The 17,943-nt window shown below is 59.7% G+C and carries 17 protein-coding genes; 10 read left to right on the top strand and 7 right to left on the bottom strand.

Going from position 1 to position 17,943, the window contains the following annotated elements; translation table 11 throughout:
* Positions 1 to 21: 21 nt before the first annotated feature.
* The gene (locus F4Y00_07475; protein MYE04793.1) at positions 22 to 1,821 is read right to left on the bottom strand and encodes a choice-of-anchor B family protein; all 1,800 of its coding nucleotides are present in this window, start codon (positions 1,819 to 1,821) and stop codon (positions 22 to 24) included.
* Positions 1,822 to 2,064: 243 nt separating this feature from the next.
* Between F4Y00_07475 and infA the strand changes: the two genes are divergently transcribed.
* The 3 genes from infA (at position 2,065) to F4Y00_07460 (ending at position 4,932) form a co-directional block, all read left to right on the top strand.
* The gene (infA, locus tag F4Y00_07470) at positions 2,065 to 2,286 is read left to right on the top strand and encodes a translation initiation factor IF-1 (GenBank protein ID MYE04792.1); all 222 of its coding nucleotides are present in this window, start codon (positions 2,065 to 2,067) and stop codon (positions 2,284 to 2,286) included.
* 4 nt (positions 2,287 to 2,290) lie between these two features.
* The gene (gene ggt / locus F4Y00_07465; GenBank protein MYE04791.1) at positions 2,291 to 4,048 is read left to right on the top strand and encodes a gamma-glutamyltransferase; all 1,758 of its coding nucleotides are present in this window, start codon (positions 2,291 to 2,293) and stop codon (positions 4,046 to 4,048) included.
* A gap of 74 nt (positions 4,049 to 4,122) precedes the next feature.
* On the top strand, positions 4,123 to 4,932 hold the full coding sequence (locus tag F4Y00_07460; protein MYE04790.1) for a DUF547 domain-containing protein: 810 nt from the start codon (positions 4,123 to 4,125) through the stop codon (positions 4,930 to 4,932).
* On the opposite strand, the gene F4Y00_07455 is transcribed toward F4Y00_07460, so the two are convergent.
* Positions 4,914 to 5,741 (bottom strand): hypothetical protein, encoded by an 828-nt coding sequence (locus F4Y00_07455; GenBank protein ID MYE04789.1) that lies wholly within the window; start codon positions 5,739 to 5,741, stop codon positions 4,914 to 4,916. The two genes, F4Y00_07460 and F4Y00_07455, sit on opposite strands and share 19 nt — an antisense overlap.
* A gap of 451 nt (positions 5,742 to 6,192) precedes the next feature.
* Here F4Y00_07455 and F4Y00_07450 point away from each other — a divergent pair, with 451 nt between their 5' ends.
* From F4Y00_07450 to F4Y00_07430, 5 genes are all read left to right on the top strand, one after another.
* On the top strand, positions 6,193 to 6,984 hold the full coding sequence (locus tag F4Y00_07450) for an SIS domain-containing protein (GenBank protein ID MYE04788.1): 792 nt from the start codon (positions 6,193 to 6,195) through the stop codon (positions 6,982 to 6,984).
* Positions 6,977 to 7,975, top strand: coding sequence for an ROK family protein (locus F4Y00_07445; protein MYE04787.1), 999 nt, complete (start codon positions 6,977 to 6,979; stop codon positions 7,973 to 7,975). The genes F4Y00_07450 and F4Y00_07445 overlap by 8 nt, the downstream gene beginning before the upstream one ends.
* 390 nt (positions 7,976 to 8,365) lie before the next feature.
* Positions 8,366 to 9,595 (top strand): amidohydrolase/deacetylase family metallohydrolase, encoded by a 1,230-nt coding sequence (locus tag F4Y00_07440; protein ID MYE04786.1) that lies wholly within the window; start codon positions 8,366 to 8,368, stop codon positions 9,593 to 9,595.
* A complete protein-coding gene (locus F4Y00_07435) occupies positions 9,580 to 10,632 on the top strand; it encodes a lactonase family protein (protein MYE04785.1) in 1,053 nt (350 codons plus the stop codon). The genes F4Y00_07440 and F4Y00_07435 overlap by 16 nt, the downstream gene beginning before the upstream one ends.
* Positions 10,633 to 10,809: 177 nt before the next feature.
* Complete coding sequence (locus tag F4Y00_07430; protein MYE04784.1) at positions 10,810 to 11,139, top strand: hypothetical protein; 330 nt, start codon at positions 10,810 to 10,812, stop codon at positions 11,137 to 11,139.
* Between the two features lie 57 nt (positions 11,140 to 11,196).
* Here F4Y00_07430 and F4Y00_07425 read toward each other — a convergent pair whose 3' ends face one another.
* Both F4Y00_07425 and F4Y00_07420 read right to left on the bottom strand, forming a co-directional pair.
* A complete protein-coding gene (locus tag F4Y00_07425; GenBank protein MYE04783.1) occupies positions 11,197 to 12,567 on the bottom strand; it encodes a sugar porter family MFS transporter in 1,371 nt (456 codons plus the stop codon).
* 7 nt (positions 12,568 to 12,574) lie between these two features.
* A complete protein-coding gene (locus F4Y00_07420; GenBank protein ID MYE04782.1) occupies positions 12,575 to 13,474 on the bottom strand; it encodes a LysR family transcriptional regulator in 900 nt (299 codons plus the stop codon).
* Positions 13,475 to 13,753: 279 nt separating this feature from the next.
* On the opposite strand from F4Y00_07420, the gene F4Y00_07415 reads away from it, so the two are divergent.
* Together F4Y00_07415 and F4Y00_07410 are read left to right on the top strand one after the other, a co-directional pair.
* The gene (locus tag F4Y00_07415) at positions 13,754 to 14,413 is read left to right on the top strand and encodes a hypothetical protein (GenBank protein MYE04781.1); all 660 of its coding nucleotides are present in this window, start codon (positions 13,754 to 13,756) and stop codon (positions 14,411 to 14,413) included.
* Between the two features lie 139 nt (positions 14,414 to 14,552).
* The gene (locus F4Y00_07410; GenBank protein MYE04780.1) at positions 14,553 to 15,371 is read left to right on the top strand and encodes an intradiol ring-cleavage dioxygenase; all 819 of its coding nucleotides are present in this window, start codon (positions 14,553 to 14,555) and stop codon (positions 15,369 to 15,371) included.
* Between the two features lie 21 nt (positions 15,372 to 15,392).
* Here F4Y00_07410 and F4Y00_07405 read toward each other — a convergent pair whose 3' ends face one another.
* The 3 genes from F4Y00_07405 to F4Y00_07395 all read right to left on the bottom strand — a co-directional run.
* The gene (locus F4Y00_07405) at positions 15,393 to 16,103 is read right to left on the bottom strand and encodes a haloacid dehalogenase type II (protein ID MYE04779.1); all 711 of its coding nucleotides are present in this window, start codon (positions 16,101 to 16,103) and stop codon (positions 15,393 to 15,395) included.
* A 28-nt stretch (positions 16,104 to 16,131) separates the two neighbouring features.
* Entirely contained in the window at positions 16,132 to 17,019 is an 888-nt protein-coding gene (locus F4Y00_07400) for a hypothetical protein (GenBank protein ID MYE04778.1), read from the bottom strand.
* A gap of 34 nt (positions 17,020 to 17,053) precedes the next feature.
* Positions 17,054 to 17,943 (bottom strand): T9SS type A sorting domain-containing protein (locus tag F4Y00_07395; GenBank protein MYE04777.1); only part of this gene is annotated, 890 nt, incomplete at its 5' end.

Raw genomic sequence — 17,943 nt, 5'->3', positions numbered from 1 at the left:
CGGAAAAGAACGGCCAACCACCTATTTGACCAGCGCCATCGTGCGGGCCACGATCTCCTCCCCGACCTGTAAGCGGTACACGTACGAACCACTCGGCAAATCACCCCCGTCGAACCGTACCGTGTGATGGCCCGCGGGCCGGGAACCGTCGACAAGCACCGCCACTTCCTGCCCGAGCAAATCGTACACTGCAAGACGCACCTTACTGCTCTGCGGCAATGCATAGCGTATCATCGTCTCTGGATTGAACGGATTGGGATAATTGCCGAGAAGCGCCACTTCCGCGGGTAATTCCTCACTCTCTGCGCTTACGCCTACCGATAAGGACGGCGGCGCAAGAATAAATAACCCGTCATTCATGCTGGAAACCGCAATGATTCCGCTTTCAAAATAGGGATAACTGCTCCAGGAGCCTGCAAAGTTTGGCCTGTTCGATTGAGGAAGCACATCGAAATACGCCACTTCGCGGATCGCGTCGAGCGACAACTCGCCGTCGTAGGAAATATCCATGACGCGCAATCCGGCCGTATAGTTTGCTTCGTACAATTTATCCCCGCGGATATACAGGTTATGATCTATGGCAGTGGTCGGCCCATGCCAGACACCCACAAAAACGGGATCATCCAACTCCTGCACATCGAAGATCATGGTTCGAGTCCTGGCGCCATCATCCTCATCCAGTTCGTCGTTTACGAAAAGATAGCGGTGGTCTTCCGTCAGCCATCCCTGGTGCGTGTAGGCGAAATTCGGGTATCCGAACACACCGAGTTCTTCAGGCGAAGCCGGATTCGTCACATCCGTAATGGCACCGCCCGTCTCATCGGAACTGAAGCAAATGTCTTTCCCTTGATGTCTCGTATCCGGTCCGCTGTATCGAACGCATTGCGCATCGTGCGTGTAACTACCGGCTGTAATACCTCTCACGGAGGAATGGTAGCACCCTGCGAACGTGGGCTGCGCCGGATCGCTCATGTCCACGATATGCGGGCCCGCACCACATGGAAATCCGGACGGTGTCTGCTGAGCGCCCTGTATACCCACGATATATACATGATCCGTCTCATCGTGGACCACCACATTATGCGCCGGACCGAAGGCGTCGTACAGGGCGGTAGGCTCGAAGGTCGCCGGAGCATCCGTTACATCCCGAAGTTGCGAAAGATCGAACACCTGCATACCATGCGGGCCGACAAAATCGGCCACAATAACGGCATGATCGTTCACAACCTTTACGTCGCGCCACCAACTGGCCTGGCTACCGGGCGTCATCGGCAACATTCCGACGAACGAGGGATTTTCGGGATCGCTCAAGTCGAAGAATGCGACGCCGTCGACCCGGGCGAGCAGTGCATACTCTATCCTCGTCACCGGATCAGTCCAGCCCCAAATGTCACTGAAGCAGTCCGCCGGATCAGGGCATGGAAATCCCGTCATATCCTCTCGCGGGACTACGGCCAGCAAATCCATGTCCTTGCAGGGATACCCGGCGGCTTCTCCATCCACACAAGGCACCCGTCCTGTAATGCGCACCGTTCGGGAAACTCCATCATGGGCGTCTTCCACTTCCACATTAGCGGACGCGGCTTTTCCATCCCCGGCCTGCTGCTGGAAGAATCGAGCCGAAGAAGCCTCTGTGGGAGAAACGACGAACAGAAGCACAAGGCTGGTAAGAGCATACCCTGCGAAACGAACAGAAAGCTCGGAAAAAACATTCCCCCTTATCGCTTTCGTGAAGATTCCGGGGGAGCGGAGCACTGGAGCCGCACAAGGGAGAAGCCGTGATGACACGGTTACGGGATACCGCAGGCGTACGCTATACATCTTGCACCTCCGATTTTTCCTTAGCGCATGGGGAAGATAGACCTGGGGAAATCCGTAATAATTTTTTCACACTCTCAAGGTACATCTTTTATACTGAAATTTTTTCAGGGATATACGGTTCCGTAAGTGTTCCGGATTTGCGTCCGCGATACACCAAAAAGTAACGAATTGTGACCGCAAGGCACTTTCGAACGACCATGCCGTATCACTCGCAATCCGGCATTCCGCAAACATACCTTTTACATGGCGAAACAGGAAGCAATCAAACAGGAGGGCATCGTGACGGAGGCGCTGCCAAACGCACAGTTCCGCGTCCGGCTCGACAATGGGCACGAAATCCTCGGGCTGCTCTCCGGCAAGATGCGCAAACACTATATCCGCATCATTCCCGGAGACCGGGTAGACATCGAAATTTCTCCGTACGACCTTTCCAAAGGTCGCATCGTGTTCCGGTACAAGGGCTGAAACCATGCGATCGACCAGCCGGCTCATGCTCCTTATTCTTCCGGCGCTCGTCTGGCAAACGGCTTGCCAGCCCGCCCCCGACCAAAACGCACCGCCCACGGGGCGGGGAGACCGCCTGACCGGAGCCACCTTCGCCACACGCAGCCCCGCGGTCGGCCAAAACGGCATGGCTTCGACCAGCCACCCGTTGGCCACCCAAACCGCCATCGATATTCTGAAACAGGGCGGATCGGCGGTGGACGCCGCGATTGCCGCCAACGCCGTGCTGGGTTTCGTCGAAGCGAACAACTGCGGAATCGGCGGAGACCTGTTCGCGATCGTGTGGGACGAAGCATCGGGACAACTCCATGGATTGAATGCGAGCGGACGCGCACCCCTCGGGCAATCCCTGGATGATCTCATGGAGCGTCTGGACGGAGCCGACGGGATCCCGCTGCATGGACCGCTGGCCGTTTCCGTACCGGGCGCCGTGGACGGATGGTTCGCGTTGCACGAGCGTTTCGGGGTGCTTCCGATGCAGGATGTGCTGGCTCCCGCTATCCGGTACGCCCGCGAGGGAACGCCCATCACACAGGTCGTGGGCTTCTCATGGGCACAGGCGCACCAGCGGCTAAAAGATCATATCCACGAAATCGGCGATCTCAGCAGCTTCGAAAACACCTGGTTCGTGGATGGGCGCATGCCGCCCGAGGGTAAAATTTTCCGCAATCCCGATCTTGCCGCCACGTACGAACGGATTGCCGCAGGGGGACGCGACATATTCTACGAGGGCGCCATTGCCGATGCCATCGACGCATGGGCCCGCCGCACGAACACGCCGCTTCGGAAGGCCGATTTCGAGGCGCACACAAGCACATGGGTAGACCCGGTATCCGTCCCCTACCGGGATGTCGAGGTGTATGAACTGCCCCCGAACGGACAGGGAATGGCTGTCCTGCAGATGCTCCGTATTCTCGAAGGCTTCGACCTCGCGTCGCTGGGACATAATACCGCCGATTACCTCCATGTCCTTGTGGAAGCGAAAAAACTCGCTTTCGCGGACCGCGCCCGGCATTATGCCGATCCGGCTTTTGCGGACATCCCGCTCGAACGCCTGCTTTCGGAAGAATACGCCGCCGAACAACGCGGCCGCATCGACATGACGCAGGCGATGCAACGCATCGCAACCGGCGATCTCGAACACGGGGATACCGTCTACCTGACCGTTGCGGATGCGAACGGAAACATGGTATCGCTCATCCAGAGCAATTTCTTCGAGTTCGGCAGCGGCATGACCCCGGACGGCCTCGGTTTCGTGTTGCAAAGCCGGGGATCCCAGTTCTCGCTCGACCCGGATCATCCGAATGTGTATGCTCCCGGCAAGCGCCCCTTCCATACCATCATTCCCGGTTTCGTGATGCGCGACGGGCAGCCGGTTATGGCCTTCGGGGTCATGGGAGGACCGTTCCAGCCGCAGGGACAGGTGCAGGTGCTGCTGAACATGATTGAATTCGGCATGAATGTGCAGGAGGCCGGAGATGCGGCGCGGTTCAGCCACTCCAGCGCACTACAACCTACGGGCGGAACCATGACGGACGGTGGCCGCCTGGCGCTCGAAAGCGGCATCGCGCCGGAAGTACGGGAGGAGTTGGTCCGGCGGGGGCACATTCTTGCCCCTACCGATTACTTCGGGGGGTATCAGGCCATCCTCTGGGGCGCCGAGCAAGGAGTGTATCACGGAGGCGCCGATATGCGTAAGGACGGGAACGCGCTCGGATACTGAAACCGGAGTTCCGCACCACATAGTCCAACATAGTCCATTTTGACACCGAAGACAGGCATTGCCGCCACTATGCCATGAAGCACGCCGGATCATACAGGGAGCATCGCGGGATATCACTGGCTCTCTTCCTATTCCTCGTCGCGCATACCGCGCCGCAGCCGGCGCAGGCGCAAGGAGTCGACCATTCGATCTTCACCACACTCCTGCAAAACCATGTAACCTACGAAGGTATGGTCGATTACGACGCCTTCGCCGCTTCCGAAGCATTCGACGAATATCTCGACCTGCTGGACCGTGTCGATCCGGCATCGCTATCCCGGAACAGCCAACTGGCGCTCTGGCTCAACGCCTATAACGCCTGGACCATCGAGCTCATCAACCTGCACGACGAGCGCGAAAGCATCCGCAACATCAACAAGACGCTGGGCCTTGCGATAAAGGGCCCCTGGACGCAGCCTCTGGCGAAGGTGGGCGGGGTCACGTACACGCTCGACGACATCGAGCACGGAATCATCCGGAAGGAATTCGACGATCCGCGCATTCACTTCGCGCTGGTCTGCGCAGCGGTCTCGTGCCCGCCTCTACGGCAGGAAGCGTACATCGGCACGCATCTCAACGAACAACTCAACGATCAGTCGAAACGGTTCTTACTGGATTTCCCGGAAAAAAACCGCGTGGACATTGCCAGCAACACGGTATACCTGACCAAGGTATTCGACTGGTATGCAAGGGATTTCGGAAAAAACGACGCCGAAATCACCCGGTATCTGGCGCGCTTTTTCCCGCCCGGCCCGGAACGTACGTTTCTCGCCTCCGGCAAGGCCCGCATCCGGTTCACCGACTACGACTGGACGTTAAATATCTATTATTCCTCCAGTCTGTAGCTGACGAACGCGAACTGTTTGCTGTCGGGCGCCCAGGACGGCACATTGATCGTACCCTGCCCCCCGAAGAGGTGCGCCAGCACGCGGGGCTCGCCGCCTTCCGCAGGAATAATCCGCAGCATCACGTCCTTGTTGGCCGGGTGCCCCTCCACATCCGGCTCGTACGAGAGGAACGCGATCCACTGCCCGTCGGGCGACGGGTGCGGAAACCAGTCGTTATAAGGATCCGAGGTGAGGGCTTCCACATTGCCGCCCGCCGCATCCATGCGGTAGATCTGCATGGTGCCGGTGCGCACCGAATTGAAGTAGATGTATCGCCCGTCCGGCGAATAATCCGGCCCGTCGTCCAGCCCCGGAGCCGTCGTCAGCCGGGTTTCCTCGCCGCCTTCCGCAGAGATCGCATAAATGTCGTAGTCGTCGTTGCGCAGGCCCGTGTAGACCAGCGTCCGGCCGTCCGGCGATACACCGTGCCAGTAGGATGGGCCGTGTTCGGTCACGCGCTGCGGCTCGCCGCCTTCGATGGGTAACGTGTAAATGAGGGATACCCCCTCTTCCGTGCCGTCGCTGATGATAAGCGTCTTGCCGTCCGGCGAGATGCCGTGATCGTTGTTTGCCCGCACGGCGAATCCGGCATCGACCAGTTCAGGCTCGCCCCCCTCTACCGGCAGCCGAAATATCCTCCCCCCCGAATTGAACAGGAAATAGGTCCCGTCAGGCGACCAGTTGGGCGCCTCGAAATGCGCAGGGAGCGTGAGCACGACGTCGCGCTCCCCTGTTTCAATGTCGATCGTTTCCAGCGAACTGTACAGCACGGGAGCGGCTTCTTCTGCCGGACTATCCGTAGCATCCGGATCGGCCTGCGGGGCGCAGCCGGTCAGGAGGAGTAGCAAGGCGATGAATGCGAAAGAGGTACGGAGCATGAGGAATATACGTATGGGTTCGGGGTGGATCGGGGGGAACGTAAACACGGAACATAGTATTGGTCATAGACACCCCCGTCCCGTAAACATAACCCTTTGAGGTAAAACAAACGTGAATAAGCGGCGGGGTGGTCTGTATGCTCTGCTTTTCCGAAGTTATATCCGGTTCGGGGCAAACCCGAAACGTTCGGCGTATTCGTATGGATATGGACTCCCGTCGGGTTGATTGGATCGAAACAAAGTCACAACAATACACCTTAAATTCCGCCAAAATCTGTTCAAGCAAGCCGAACCGCCTTCTGTCCGCCCGCAATCTTTACTCTTTCCCCCACCGAAACGCATGGGATCCGCACAAACCTACTACGACAAAACCATTGACTTGCTGAAACGCCTGCAGGATACACAGATATCCCACATCGAGCAGGCCGCCGAGTTGTGCGCCGAGCGCATCGCCAAAGGGGGCCTCGTGTTCCTCTTCGGCGCCGGGCACTCCCGGATGATGTGCGAGGAGATGACCCCGAGGCAAGGCGGCTTTGTGGGTTTCGTGGCGCTCGTGGAGCACGCTATTTCGAATCATGCCTCCATTGTGGGGACGAATGGGCTCCGCGGACCGCTTTTTCTCGAGAAATACGAGGGCTATGCCGAGGAAATTCTGAAGGGGTTTCATTTCGGTCCGCATGATGCATTCATCATCATTTCGACGTCCGGGATTCGTCCGCTCATCGTGGAAATGGCGCTGGGGGCGCAGCGCCGCGGCATGCCGGTAATCGGTATTCTGTCCCGGGGGCATTGCGAGCAGTCCCCGCCGGCCCATTCCTCCGGCAAAAAACTCGTGGATGTCGCCGATGTGGTGCTGGACAACCTGTCTCCTCCGGGGGATTGCGTGCTGGAACTGGAAGGGATGGAGTGGCGCACGGGCCCCGTGTCCACCGTCACGGGCGGCATGTTGATCAATATGTTGCGCGTGGAGGTGGCGGAGCGGCTCCTCGCAAAAGGTATTTGTCCGGAGGTGCTTCCAAGTCACCAGTTCGTGGGCGACACGAGCGCCGAGGAACAGCTGGATCGTTTTTACGAGGCCTACCGAAAGAGCCTTGCGCACATGTATACCGGCAATAACTCGGAGCATGCCTGAGGAATACGTTATAGGGTTCGATGTCGGGGGGACCCGTATCAAGAGCGGGGCCGTGTCGGCTTCCGGCGAACTGACGGAGCCGGGCATCCGTCCGTCGGGGTTCTCCTTGCCGCCGGAGGGAATTCTGAGCGCCATGGCGGAAGAGACGGAACGGATTGCGGAAGCCCTCGGGCGCCGGCCTGCGGCGATCGGGCTGGGATTTCCCGGCGCCGTCGATCCGGAATTCGGGAGCGTGCTCCTGCCCGGCAAACTGAAAGTCGAGGGGTTTCCCATTGTGCCGCGACTGACGGAGGCCACGGGCGTCCCGGTCATTGCGGACAACGATGCGCGCCTGTGTATTCTTGCGGAGGCCCGCTACGGGCTGGCGCGAGGCCGCAAGTGGGTCGTCACGATCACGCTGGGAACCGGTGTAGGATCGGGGGTGATGCTCGATGGCAAGGTGCTCCGCGATCCCCATCTTATGTTCGGTACCCAGGCGAGCCACATCATTCAGGATGCGCATAGCGACCGGCGCTGCATTACGCGGGGGATGGGCACCGCCAATATTCTTTGTGCGGCGGCGAGTCTCGCCATGATGGCGCGGGACGGCCTTCAGCGCGGATTGCCGTCGGTGCTCAACGATCTGTATTTCGAGAATCCTCATGCCGTCGATTTCGCGGCGGTCATTCGCGGGGTGGAACAGGAAGATGCCTTGTGTCTGGATGTGCTGGACCGGTGGGCGACGGCCCTCGGATGGTTTCTGGTGAGCGTGGTGCATATGTATGCGCCCGAAATCATTATCCTTGGGGGCGGGGGCGCAAACGCCGCCGAACATTTTCTGGACCGGGTGCAGACGCACATCGACGCGCATGTTTTTCGATATCCGCGGGGAAGTTCGGTCCCGGTCGTACTTTCGGAATTGGGGAATCATGCGGGGGTTCTCGGCGCGGCGGCGCTTGCTTGGGAACGGGCGGAGCGTGCAGCATCGGGCGAGCAGGGAAATGCAGGGTGATCGGGAGATGGGGGGCGAATGACGGCTCGGGTGCGGTGCAGGTGTAGGGCGGCAAAGTACAGGGGTGGCAGGAAGCTGAGTGCTTCGCTGTCCAAGTGCGGTGCGGGATTAGGGCCTGTTGACACTATGCGGACGTAATCAGAGTATCCTGAAAAAACAATGAAGTCACATTTCGTAACATCTTCGTGTTTGATAATCTTTTTGCTCCTGTCCGTGCCGGGAAGTTTTGCCGGACAGGACAGGACGCCGCCGCAGAGTAGCGATATATCTCGCTCTGCTCCCTGGATATCCCGCGTGGCTACCTTAACGTCCCGCGACGCACCCTTTTTGTCTCACGATACACCCTTTATGTTTCAGAACATCTCTCCGATGTCCCAAGACGCCCCCTTAATGCCTCATGACGCTCCCTTGACATCCCGCGACGCTTCCTTGATACCCCCCGACACCCTGGACCTGCTCATTTCGGGCGGACACGTTATTGACCCGAAAAACGGCGTGGACGGCGTGCGCGATGTGGGAATCGCCGATGGGCGGATCGCCGAAGTGGCCGAACACATCGATCCCGCGCGTGCGAAGCAGGTGGTGGATGCCTCCGGGCTCTATGTGGCGCCGGGTTTCATCGACTTGCACGCCCATGTATTTCACGGAACGACGCCGGACAACTATCTGGCGAACAGCTACGGCAGCCTGCCGCCGGATGCCTTCACCTTCCGATCCGGGGTCACGACGATCGTGGATACGGGCGGGCCCGGCTGGCGCACCCTCCGCACGTTCATCGAACAAACGGTAGATCATGCGGAAACCCGTGTGCTGGCGTTCCTGAATATCGTCGGCCAGGGAATGAAGGGCGAGCCCATCGAGCAGGATCTGTCCGACATGGACCCCAAACTCACGGCGATGGCCGCCGGGCTGCACGCGGAGGTGGTCGTGGGCGTGAAACTGGCTCATTATCTCGGGCGGGACTGGACTCCCGTGGAGCGGGCTGTGGAGGCGGGGCGGCAGGCCGGTATTCCCGTGATGATCGATTTCGGGAGAGCCGAGCCCCCGTTGCCGCTGCGAGAGCTTTTCCTGGATTACCTTCGCCCCGGCGACATCTTTACCCATGCGTATGCGGCGGTGTCACGCCGCGAAGCCATTGTGGAGGACGGGGCGCTGCGGCCCTTTGTGCTTGAAGCGGCGGACCGCGGCATTGTGTTCGATGTGGGGCATGGCGGCGGGAGTTTCGTCTATTCCGTGGCGGTTCCCGCGGTGGAAGCGGGTCTCTGGCCGCATACGATCAGCACGGACCTGCATACCGGCAGCATGAATCATGGGATGAAGGACATGGCGAACGTCATGTCCAAATTTCTCAATCTCGGCATGCCGCTCGAAGAAGTGATCCGCGCCTCGACCTGGACCCCGGCGCAAGTGATACAGCGGGACGAACTGGGGCATCTGAATGTGGGGGCAGAGGCGGATGTGACCGTGTTCCGGGTCCGTGCAGGGAATTTCGGATTCTGGGATATAGAGGGGTATCGGATGGATGGCGCCCATAAAATCGAAGCCGAACTCACAGTGCGGGCGGGCCGCGTTGTGTGGGATCTGAATGGTATTTCCAAAGAAGCATGGATACAGGAGTGACTTTTTACGTAGGGACGTATTCGGAGCGGGGAAGCAAGGGGATCTACACCGGGCAATTCGATCTGCAGTCCGGCGCCATGCGGATCACCGGCCATGTCGGGGGGATACAAAATTCCTCCTTCCTGACCCTTGACGCCTCCGGGAAGTTTTTATATGCGGTCAGCGAGACGCTCGAATTCGAGGGCGTGTTTGGCGGGGGGCTGCATGCATTCGGCGTCGACAACGGGTTGCATCCGATCAATGCGGTACCTACGCACGGTACCGATCCGTGTTATGTGGCGCTTACGCCGGACGGGCGGTTCGTGCTCGTTTCCAATTACACCAGTGGGAGTCTCGCCGTGTTTACGGTGCGCGAGGATGGCGGGGTAAGCGAGGCGGTCACCTTCGTGCAGCACGAGGGGGCTTCCGGCGTAAACCCTGCGCGGCAGGAAGGTCCTCATGCGCATTGTATCGTGCCCGATGCGACGGGCCGGTATGCAGTGGTGGCCGACCTGGGGCAGGATCGGGTACTGGTGTACCGGCTTGGCGAGGATGGTGGTTTGCATCCTGCCGACCAGCCCGCCGTCGATCTGGCGCCGGGCGCCGGCCCCCGGCATTTCGTGTTCCATCCCGACGGGGCACGCGCCTTCGTGATCAACGAGTTGGGTTCCACGGTGACCGCTTTCGACTGGGACGCCGCGCAGGGCCTGCTCACGAAAACGCAGACGATCACCACCCTGCCGGAGGATTTTGTCGCACGAAACGATTCGGCGGACCTGCATGTGCATCCGAACGGGCGGTTTCTGTACGGATCGAACCGGGGGCACGACAGCATTGCGGTATTCGAAATCGCTTCGGATGGATTGCGGCCCGTGCAGCACATCCATACCGGCGGACACTGGCCGCGCAATTTCTGCATCCATGACCGTTTTCTGCTGGTAGCCAACCGGCACACGGATCACATTGCCGTTTTTGAGATCGACGAGGCTACCGGGAGGTTGTCCGCAACCGGTCAGGGGCTCGATATGCCTTCCCCTGTGTGTATTTGTTTTGCCTGAAGGGGTTATGTTTGAAGGGAGCAGGTGTCTGTATGGACCCGGCGCTGTAGCCCGCATGCTCTCGAATCCACCCGGCATGAAGCGTAACGCATGGTCCATGACGCCACGAAAGTCGGTAAAAAGCAATTTTTGTGATTTTTTACGGACCCCAATCGAGGCAGAAGACGTAATGCAATTATGTTGCTGCGCCATTCTTCTCAAACGCCGGTAACGATGGAGTACAAGGAACTGCTTGAGCATGGCATTGCCACGAAGGACTTCGTGCGGACCGAGATTGCAGGAGTGCGGACCGAAATTGCGGAAGTACGAACCGAGATTGCAGAAGTACGAACCGAGATTGCAGGGGTCCGGACCGAGGTTGCAGAGGTACGGACGGGAATTTCAGACCTCCGCGCCGAGGTTAAAGAGGGAGAGTCCAGGATCATCAAGTGGGTCGTCGGAACGGCTATTGCCGGTACCCTTGTTTTTCTCGGTATCCTGAACCTGACCGGGCTGAATTTCCAATAGACTACCGGGAGCCGTAGCATCCCTTATGTCTATGCAGGGGTCGAGTACCCTGCCCTATTACCCCCTCCCCATCCAGTAGGCTTCAATCTCCTCCAGGCTCCTGCCCTTCGTTTCCGGCAACACCTTCCAGCCGAGCCAGATGGCCGGGGCGCACAGCACAGCGAACAGCCAGAAGGTACCGCTTGGCTGCAACGTCTCCAGCAGCCACGGCACCGTCTGTCCCACGAGCGCCGTACCGCCCCACAGGGCAAAGGTGGCGACGGACATGGCCCGCCCCCGCACGCGCGTCGGGTACATCTCCGAAAGCAACACCCAGATCACCGGGCCGAACGACGCCGCAAAGCAGGCGATGTAGACCAGAATAAAGATCAGCAGCCACGGGCCTTCCGTCGCGCCGGCCTGGAAGAGCGCTCCTATGACCAGCAGCGAAACGACCAGCCCCGATACGCCTCCGATGAGCAGCGGCCTCCTGCCGAGATCGTCTATTTTCCAGATGGCGACCAGGGTGAACAACACATTCACCACGCCGATCACCACCTGTCCGCCCAGTGCATCGCCCAGCGTAAAACCCGCCTCCTCGAGAATCCTCGGGCCATAGTAAATGATGGCGTTGATGCCGCTCACCTGCGTCAAAAAGCCCAAGGCCACCCCGAGCACGATCGAAAACCGGATGCCGCGATGCCCCAGAATACGTTTCCAGGATTCCGGCTCCTGGGCCAGCGTCGTCTCGATCTCCTCGACCTGTCCGGCGGCGGTTTCCTCGTCCGCCACCTGCGCCAGAATTTTGCGCGCTTCGTCGGGACGGCTTCGGGCAACCAGCCAGCGAGGGCTTTCCGGCACCATGAAGAGCAGCAAAAGAAAAAGCAGCGCAGGCACGGATTCGCTACCGAGCATGCCGCGCCACACTTCGTCTCCGGCGAAAATGCCTTCGGACACGCCGGGCGCCCGGTGCAGCAGCCAGGCATTTATGAAGTACGAACACAGGATGCCGACCGTGATGGCCAACTGGTACATGGAAACCATGCGGCCGCGCACGCGGGACGGCGAAACTTCGGAGATATACAACGGGGACAGCATCGAGGCCACACCCACGCCCACGCCCCCGATAAGCCGGTACACAATAAGCATGAAATGCCCGCCGGAATACGCGCACCCGATCGCGGAAAGCAGAAACAGCGCGGCGGACAGCATCAGAATCAGCTTGCGCCCGAACCGGTCGCTCAGGAAGCCCGCCACCGAAACCCCCGCAATACACCCTATCAGCGCCGAACTGACATACCATCCCTCCATGACAGGGCCCAGCTCGAACTTGTCCTTTACGAACCCGATCGTGCCGGAAATAACCGCCGTGTCGTAACCGAACAAAAACCCGCCGAGCGATGCGATGAGCGCGAGGCGCAGCAGATAACCGGAAGAAGAACGGGACATACGGCCTTTACAGGGACGGGGACAGCGCAGATGGCAGTACGGAACGAACCGCTTCCACAAAATGACGAAGCACAGGATCCGGATCCTCTTCCGACCACACCATTCTGAGCAGAAGGTGGGGTGCGGGGCCGGCAAGCGGCACGAACCGCACATCCTGCATGCCCGGTCGATTCCGCAGGGAGGCGGGCACAAAGGCCACACCCAGTCCGGCTCCCACCATACCCAGCGCCACGCCCATACGGTTTGCCCGCTGCGCAATACGCGGGCCGAATCCTGCCCGCCGGCACAAATCTACAAGGCCGTCAAACAATTCCGGCTCGGAAGGCCGAGCCACCATCACAAAGGATTCTTCGGCCAGATCGGCCAAAGCGATTTCGGAGGCGCCGGCAAGAGGGTGGCGGGCCGGAAACGCCAGCAGCATCTCCTCGCGGGCCACCACCTCGGAAGCGAAATCTTCGGGACACGCGCCGGTAAATCCTACGGAAATTGTTCGGCGGCGGAGCGCATCCGGTTGTTCGTGTGTCCGCATCTCGCGCAGGGTGAGCGCCACGCGGGGGTGACGTTCCCGGAAGCGGCGCAGAAAACGGGGCAACGCGCCGTACATAGCATACCCTGTAAATCCGATCACGAGACGGCCCACTTCCCCCTCCGCAGCCCGCTGCGCTTCACGGCGGGCGATCTCCACCTGATCGAGCGTACGCCGGGCTTCCTGCAAAAACGCCGCGCCCGGCCCGGTCAATTCCACGGCATGCCCGCTCCGGTCGAACAACTCCACGCCCAGTTCTTCCTCGAGACGCTGGATGTGACGACTCAGCGTGGGCTGGGTCAGGGAAACCCGCTCGGCGGCCCGGCTGAAGTTCTTTTCCTCGGCGGCGGCTACGAAAGAAAGGATGTGCTGGGTGTCCACAACCAGGCGGAAAAATGTGATCTATGCAAAAACTGCATAAAGATAGGGTCTATTATGCAATTATTCTATAGATGCATCTGTGGATGGAAGTTTTTTTCATTTGGGAACCTGGAATGTCATCACTTATAATCAGTAGGAAGCTCTGATGAAATCCGCAAGGGCGAGGACCTTGGGACGCGGTTGAGCTAGGGTCTGTATCAGGCCGAGAGTTCTCCCATGCGCTCATCCAAACCGGACAGATATACCTTGAAAAAGGAGGAGAACGCAATGAACAAACTCATGAAAAAACTTCTATTCAGCCCTCTTGCCCGGACCATGTACCTGCCGATTCTGGCGCTGGCGCTTCTTGCGGGCTGCAACAATGGCTCCACGGGATCCTCAGACGCATCTTCCTCCGATGCCGGCGAGCTGACTTTCTCCACAGAGGCGGAAAAAGTCAGGTACGAGGAAATGATGGCACGACTTGATCGTCTTCACGAGACCGTGCTCGACCCGTTGTGGGGAGTTGAACGACAATACAAAGAGGGTATAATCTCTGCTGAGGAGTTGTACAGGGCCTCCCGGTCCATCATCGAAAAAGCCGACGACGAGGAAGTGATTGCAGGGGATGAAGCGATTCCATCGTATGTAGTAGAATCCATTGCGCCCGAATTGCTGAACTATTTACTCCAGGATGACAACGCCTCCCAGGAGGGAGTCGGGTATTTCACGGACATGCTGATTTCCATAGAATCTCCTAACGCGGACATGATTTTCGAGGCGCTGCAAGTGCTGGATGGCTACTGGACGGAAGCACATATCCGAACGACGGCCGATGAAGCGATACGGAACGCGGAGCAGTGGCTCAGCCACACGGACGAGGGAGTGCCTTATGCAGGGAAAGATCGTCCGGCAATCGTCACGAGCGTACAGCATCTCCGGTCCATCGCGGCTCTTTGAACGCCGTCGCCATAATGGAATGAAATCATATGGAATCAAATCATATAGGATGAAGCGATGTGATCGGCTCTCCCTCGACACACGCTGAAGACACATAACGGAGCATCCCGCTGCGGAACACAACCAATCGGAGGCCGCAATGGATCAGGACGATCTGCCCGTCGGGCGAATTCTGAGTCGCAGGGAAGTGCTGCAACTGCTATCCGGGGCCGGTGGGACATTCCTCCTCGGCGGCGGTGCAGCGCACGCCTCGATCGCCGGGACGTCTGCTTCCGCGAGTATCCCGGCCCGAGCGAACGGCGAACCGCTACCCGACTGCATCGTTCGCCCGGAAATGACCGAAGGGCCTTACTTCACCAACGAACGACTCGAACGATCGGACATCCGGCTCGAACCCTCGACCGGAGAGGTAAAACCCGGACTGCCGCTCACGCTCACCTTCAACGTATCGCAAATCCGGGACGGGGCGTGCGCCCCCCTTGCCGGAGCGCTCGTAGACATCTGGCAGTGCGACGCGCATGGGCGCTATTCGGCCTTCAACGACAATGCGTTCGGCTTCGATACGCGGGGCGAATCGTTCCTCAGAGGATATCAGCGAACGGACGAGTACGGTGCCGCCTCTTTTGCAACGATTTATCCCGGCTGGTATCCGGGCCGGGCGGTCCACATCCACTTCAAGATCCGCACGGAAGATGCAGAGGGGCAGGCGTACGAATTCACGTCCCAACTGTTTTTTGACGAATCGCTGAACGATATCGTCCACGCCCGCGAGCCCTATGCGGAGCATGGGCGACGGAACAGACTGAATACGAGGGACGGCATCTTCAGCAAGGAACTCCTGCTCGACGTCACGTCGCAGGACGATGCATACGATGCTACGTTCGGTATCGGTCTCGACCTGACGGATGCCCCGGTCGGCCGCAGCGACGGCTTCGGACGTCGCCGGCGTCGTCGTTAGCTACCGGCATCGGTGGACGCTTTAAGCAATCTGATCTGCGAGATCCTCGAAATCCCTGGCGATGACATCGACCGAGGGATCCGGAGTGAGGTCCGTCGTTTGGGTTGGGCCGTATTCCCGGGTTCGATAGACGAAAGCGGTACGAAACCCCACCGCCTGCGCCGCCACGAGATCGGTATTGTGGGCGGCGACCATCATCACCTGCTGCGGGCGGAGGCCAAGCAGCCGGGCCGCCGTCAGATAGACTTCCGGGTCGGGCTTGTAACGATGCGCCAGCTCTGAGGAGAGAATGCAATCCCAGCGCAGGTCGGCCCGCTTCGCCATGTGGGTCAGGAGCGCAACGTTTCCATTGGAGAGCGGGGCTACGAGGAAGCGTCGGCGAAGCCGCTCCAGCCCTGCGCGGGCATCCGGCCAGGGATCGAGCCGGTGCCATACGCGGTTCAGACGATCTTTCTCTGCCTCGCTAAGCCCCACAACCTGGAACCGGACCAGCAATTCGTCCAGGATCATCCGATGAAGCGCGTCGATATTCAACCAGGGCAGCTCGCCCGTGCGGACGCGGTGCATGAACGGCTCGTATCCGGCCCGCCATGCATGGGCAAATTCCTCCCAGTCCACCGCCAGCGCTTTCTGCTTGCCGAGCGCTCTCCCCTCGCGAATGATGGTGCTTCGCCAATCGACGACCGTGCCGAAGACATCGAAGGTCAACGCTTTGGTGGAGGAAAGATTCATGGGATACACGGGCTACAAGATACTCTGATCAAACCTGCTGATCCGCTTGCCGCAGCCAGTGTGCGAGGCCGTGGCCGATGGCGACCATGCGAACGACCAGCCCCGGATGGCGCACGTACTGCGTGACCATCGCCCGCGCCGCCTCCGGCATGTCGATGCGCTCCGGGCGAAGACGCGCAAGGGAGGCTCCCTCTGCTTGTGCTCCCGCCAGCAACTGCCGGATCGAGCGCCGGATCGTTCCGTCTTTTTGAAGCGGGGCGAGGCCTGAATGAATAACGGCGAGCAAGCCGGGCCAGTGGGCAAGGTGTCGCCAGAGCGTGGCGAGGCCGGGTTCGTCGGATGTGGCGCCGAAACGGTTCAGATCGTGAAGAAGGATCCATGTATCCGCTGCCATGTCGGCCTGTGCAAGCAACGGAGGCAAGATCGGCCACGGCGATGGCGAAGGAGGAACCGGATGGTTCGCGGGTGGTCCGGCAGGCGTCACGACGAGGCTGCTCAGCGCGATCAGGTTCAGCCCGTTCGAGCGGTTATAGGCATTGAGGAGCGCCCGGATCGCCGGCAGGTCACCCGCCGAGACACCCGCACGGTCCAGTTGACCGGGAACGAGCGGTTCAGGCGCCGGCAGCACGACACGCTCCAATACCCTGGATAGCGCCGCATCAGGCTGGCCTGATTCATAGAGCGGCTTCGCCGCCGCCCAGACGGCGCGCAAGCCCCCCTCCACGCCGGCGAGCGTGCGCCAGATCGATGTGATCAGCGGAAGCTGCATGGTTCGTCGGATGTCTGCAAAAATGGCGGCGGTCTCACCCGTCGCTTCTGCCTCTGCAATCGCCGAAACCGGGTCGTGGCGGTATCCTTCACTCATATCTTCCTGCAAGCCCTCCGGCAACACCGGTCCAAAAAACGTCAGGGCCACCCATGCTGTATTTGATATCGTTGTACCCCCCTCGTCATTTCGCAAGAATCATGCGCCCTGACCGGATAAGCATGTCCGAACCCGCCTGCGCCCTTACCTGATAGACGTATACGCCCGAAGGCAACGAGGATGCGTTCACTTCAAGCGAATGGTCCCGACCACCCGATACAGACACGGGGTCTGTGACCATCACGTTCCTTCCCAATACGTCAAAGACATGCACCGTCACTTCGGCTGCCGCAGGCAGGTCGAAGACCACGCGCGTGGACGGATTGAACGGATTGGGATAGTTGCCGCGCAGATGAAAGGCCGTTGGAATCTCCCCCTCGGCATTGAATGCATGCGTCGTTATGCCCGCCGATACGTCCCACAGATTAATGAAGCCATCCCGCGCCCCTGACACCAGCATGTTTCCATCGGGCGAAAAGGCTACCGAATAAACACTCCCGGTATGCCCCTCGAACGTTGCGATGTTGTCCTCCGTAGCGACATCCCACAGCCTGACCGTATGGTCATAGGACGCGGACACCACGGTACTGCTATCGGGCGAAAAGGCTACCGAACTGACCCAAAACGTATGCCCGAAGAGCGTTGCGGTGTTGTCCCCCGTAACCGCATCCCACAGCCTGACCGTATGGTCATCGCCTCCCGAAACCAGCATGTCTCCACCGGGCGAAAAGGCTACCGAATAGACACGTCCGGTATGCCCCTCGAGCGTTGCGGTGCTGTCTCCCGTAGCCGCATCCCACAGCCTGACGGTTCCGTCATCGGACGCGGACGCCACGGTACTGCTATCAGGCGAAAAGGCTATCGAATGGACACGCCCGGTATGCCCCTTGAGCGTTGCGGTGTTGTCCCCCGTAGCCGCTTCCCACAGCCTGACGGTATGGTCATTGCCTCCCGAGGCCAGCATACTTCCATCAG

This window comes from Bacteroidetes bacterium SB0662_bin_6 (assembly GCA_009839485.1).
In the GTDB taxonomy this organism is placed as follows: Bacteria; Bacteroidota; Rhodothermia; order Rhodothermales; family VXPQ01; genus VXPQ01.
Note: the sequence above shows the minus strand (reverse complement) of the source record. Positions and strands in the feature narration are given on the sequence as shown.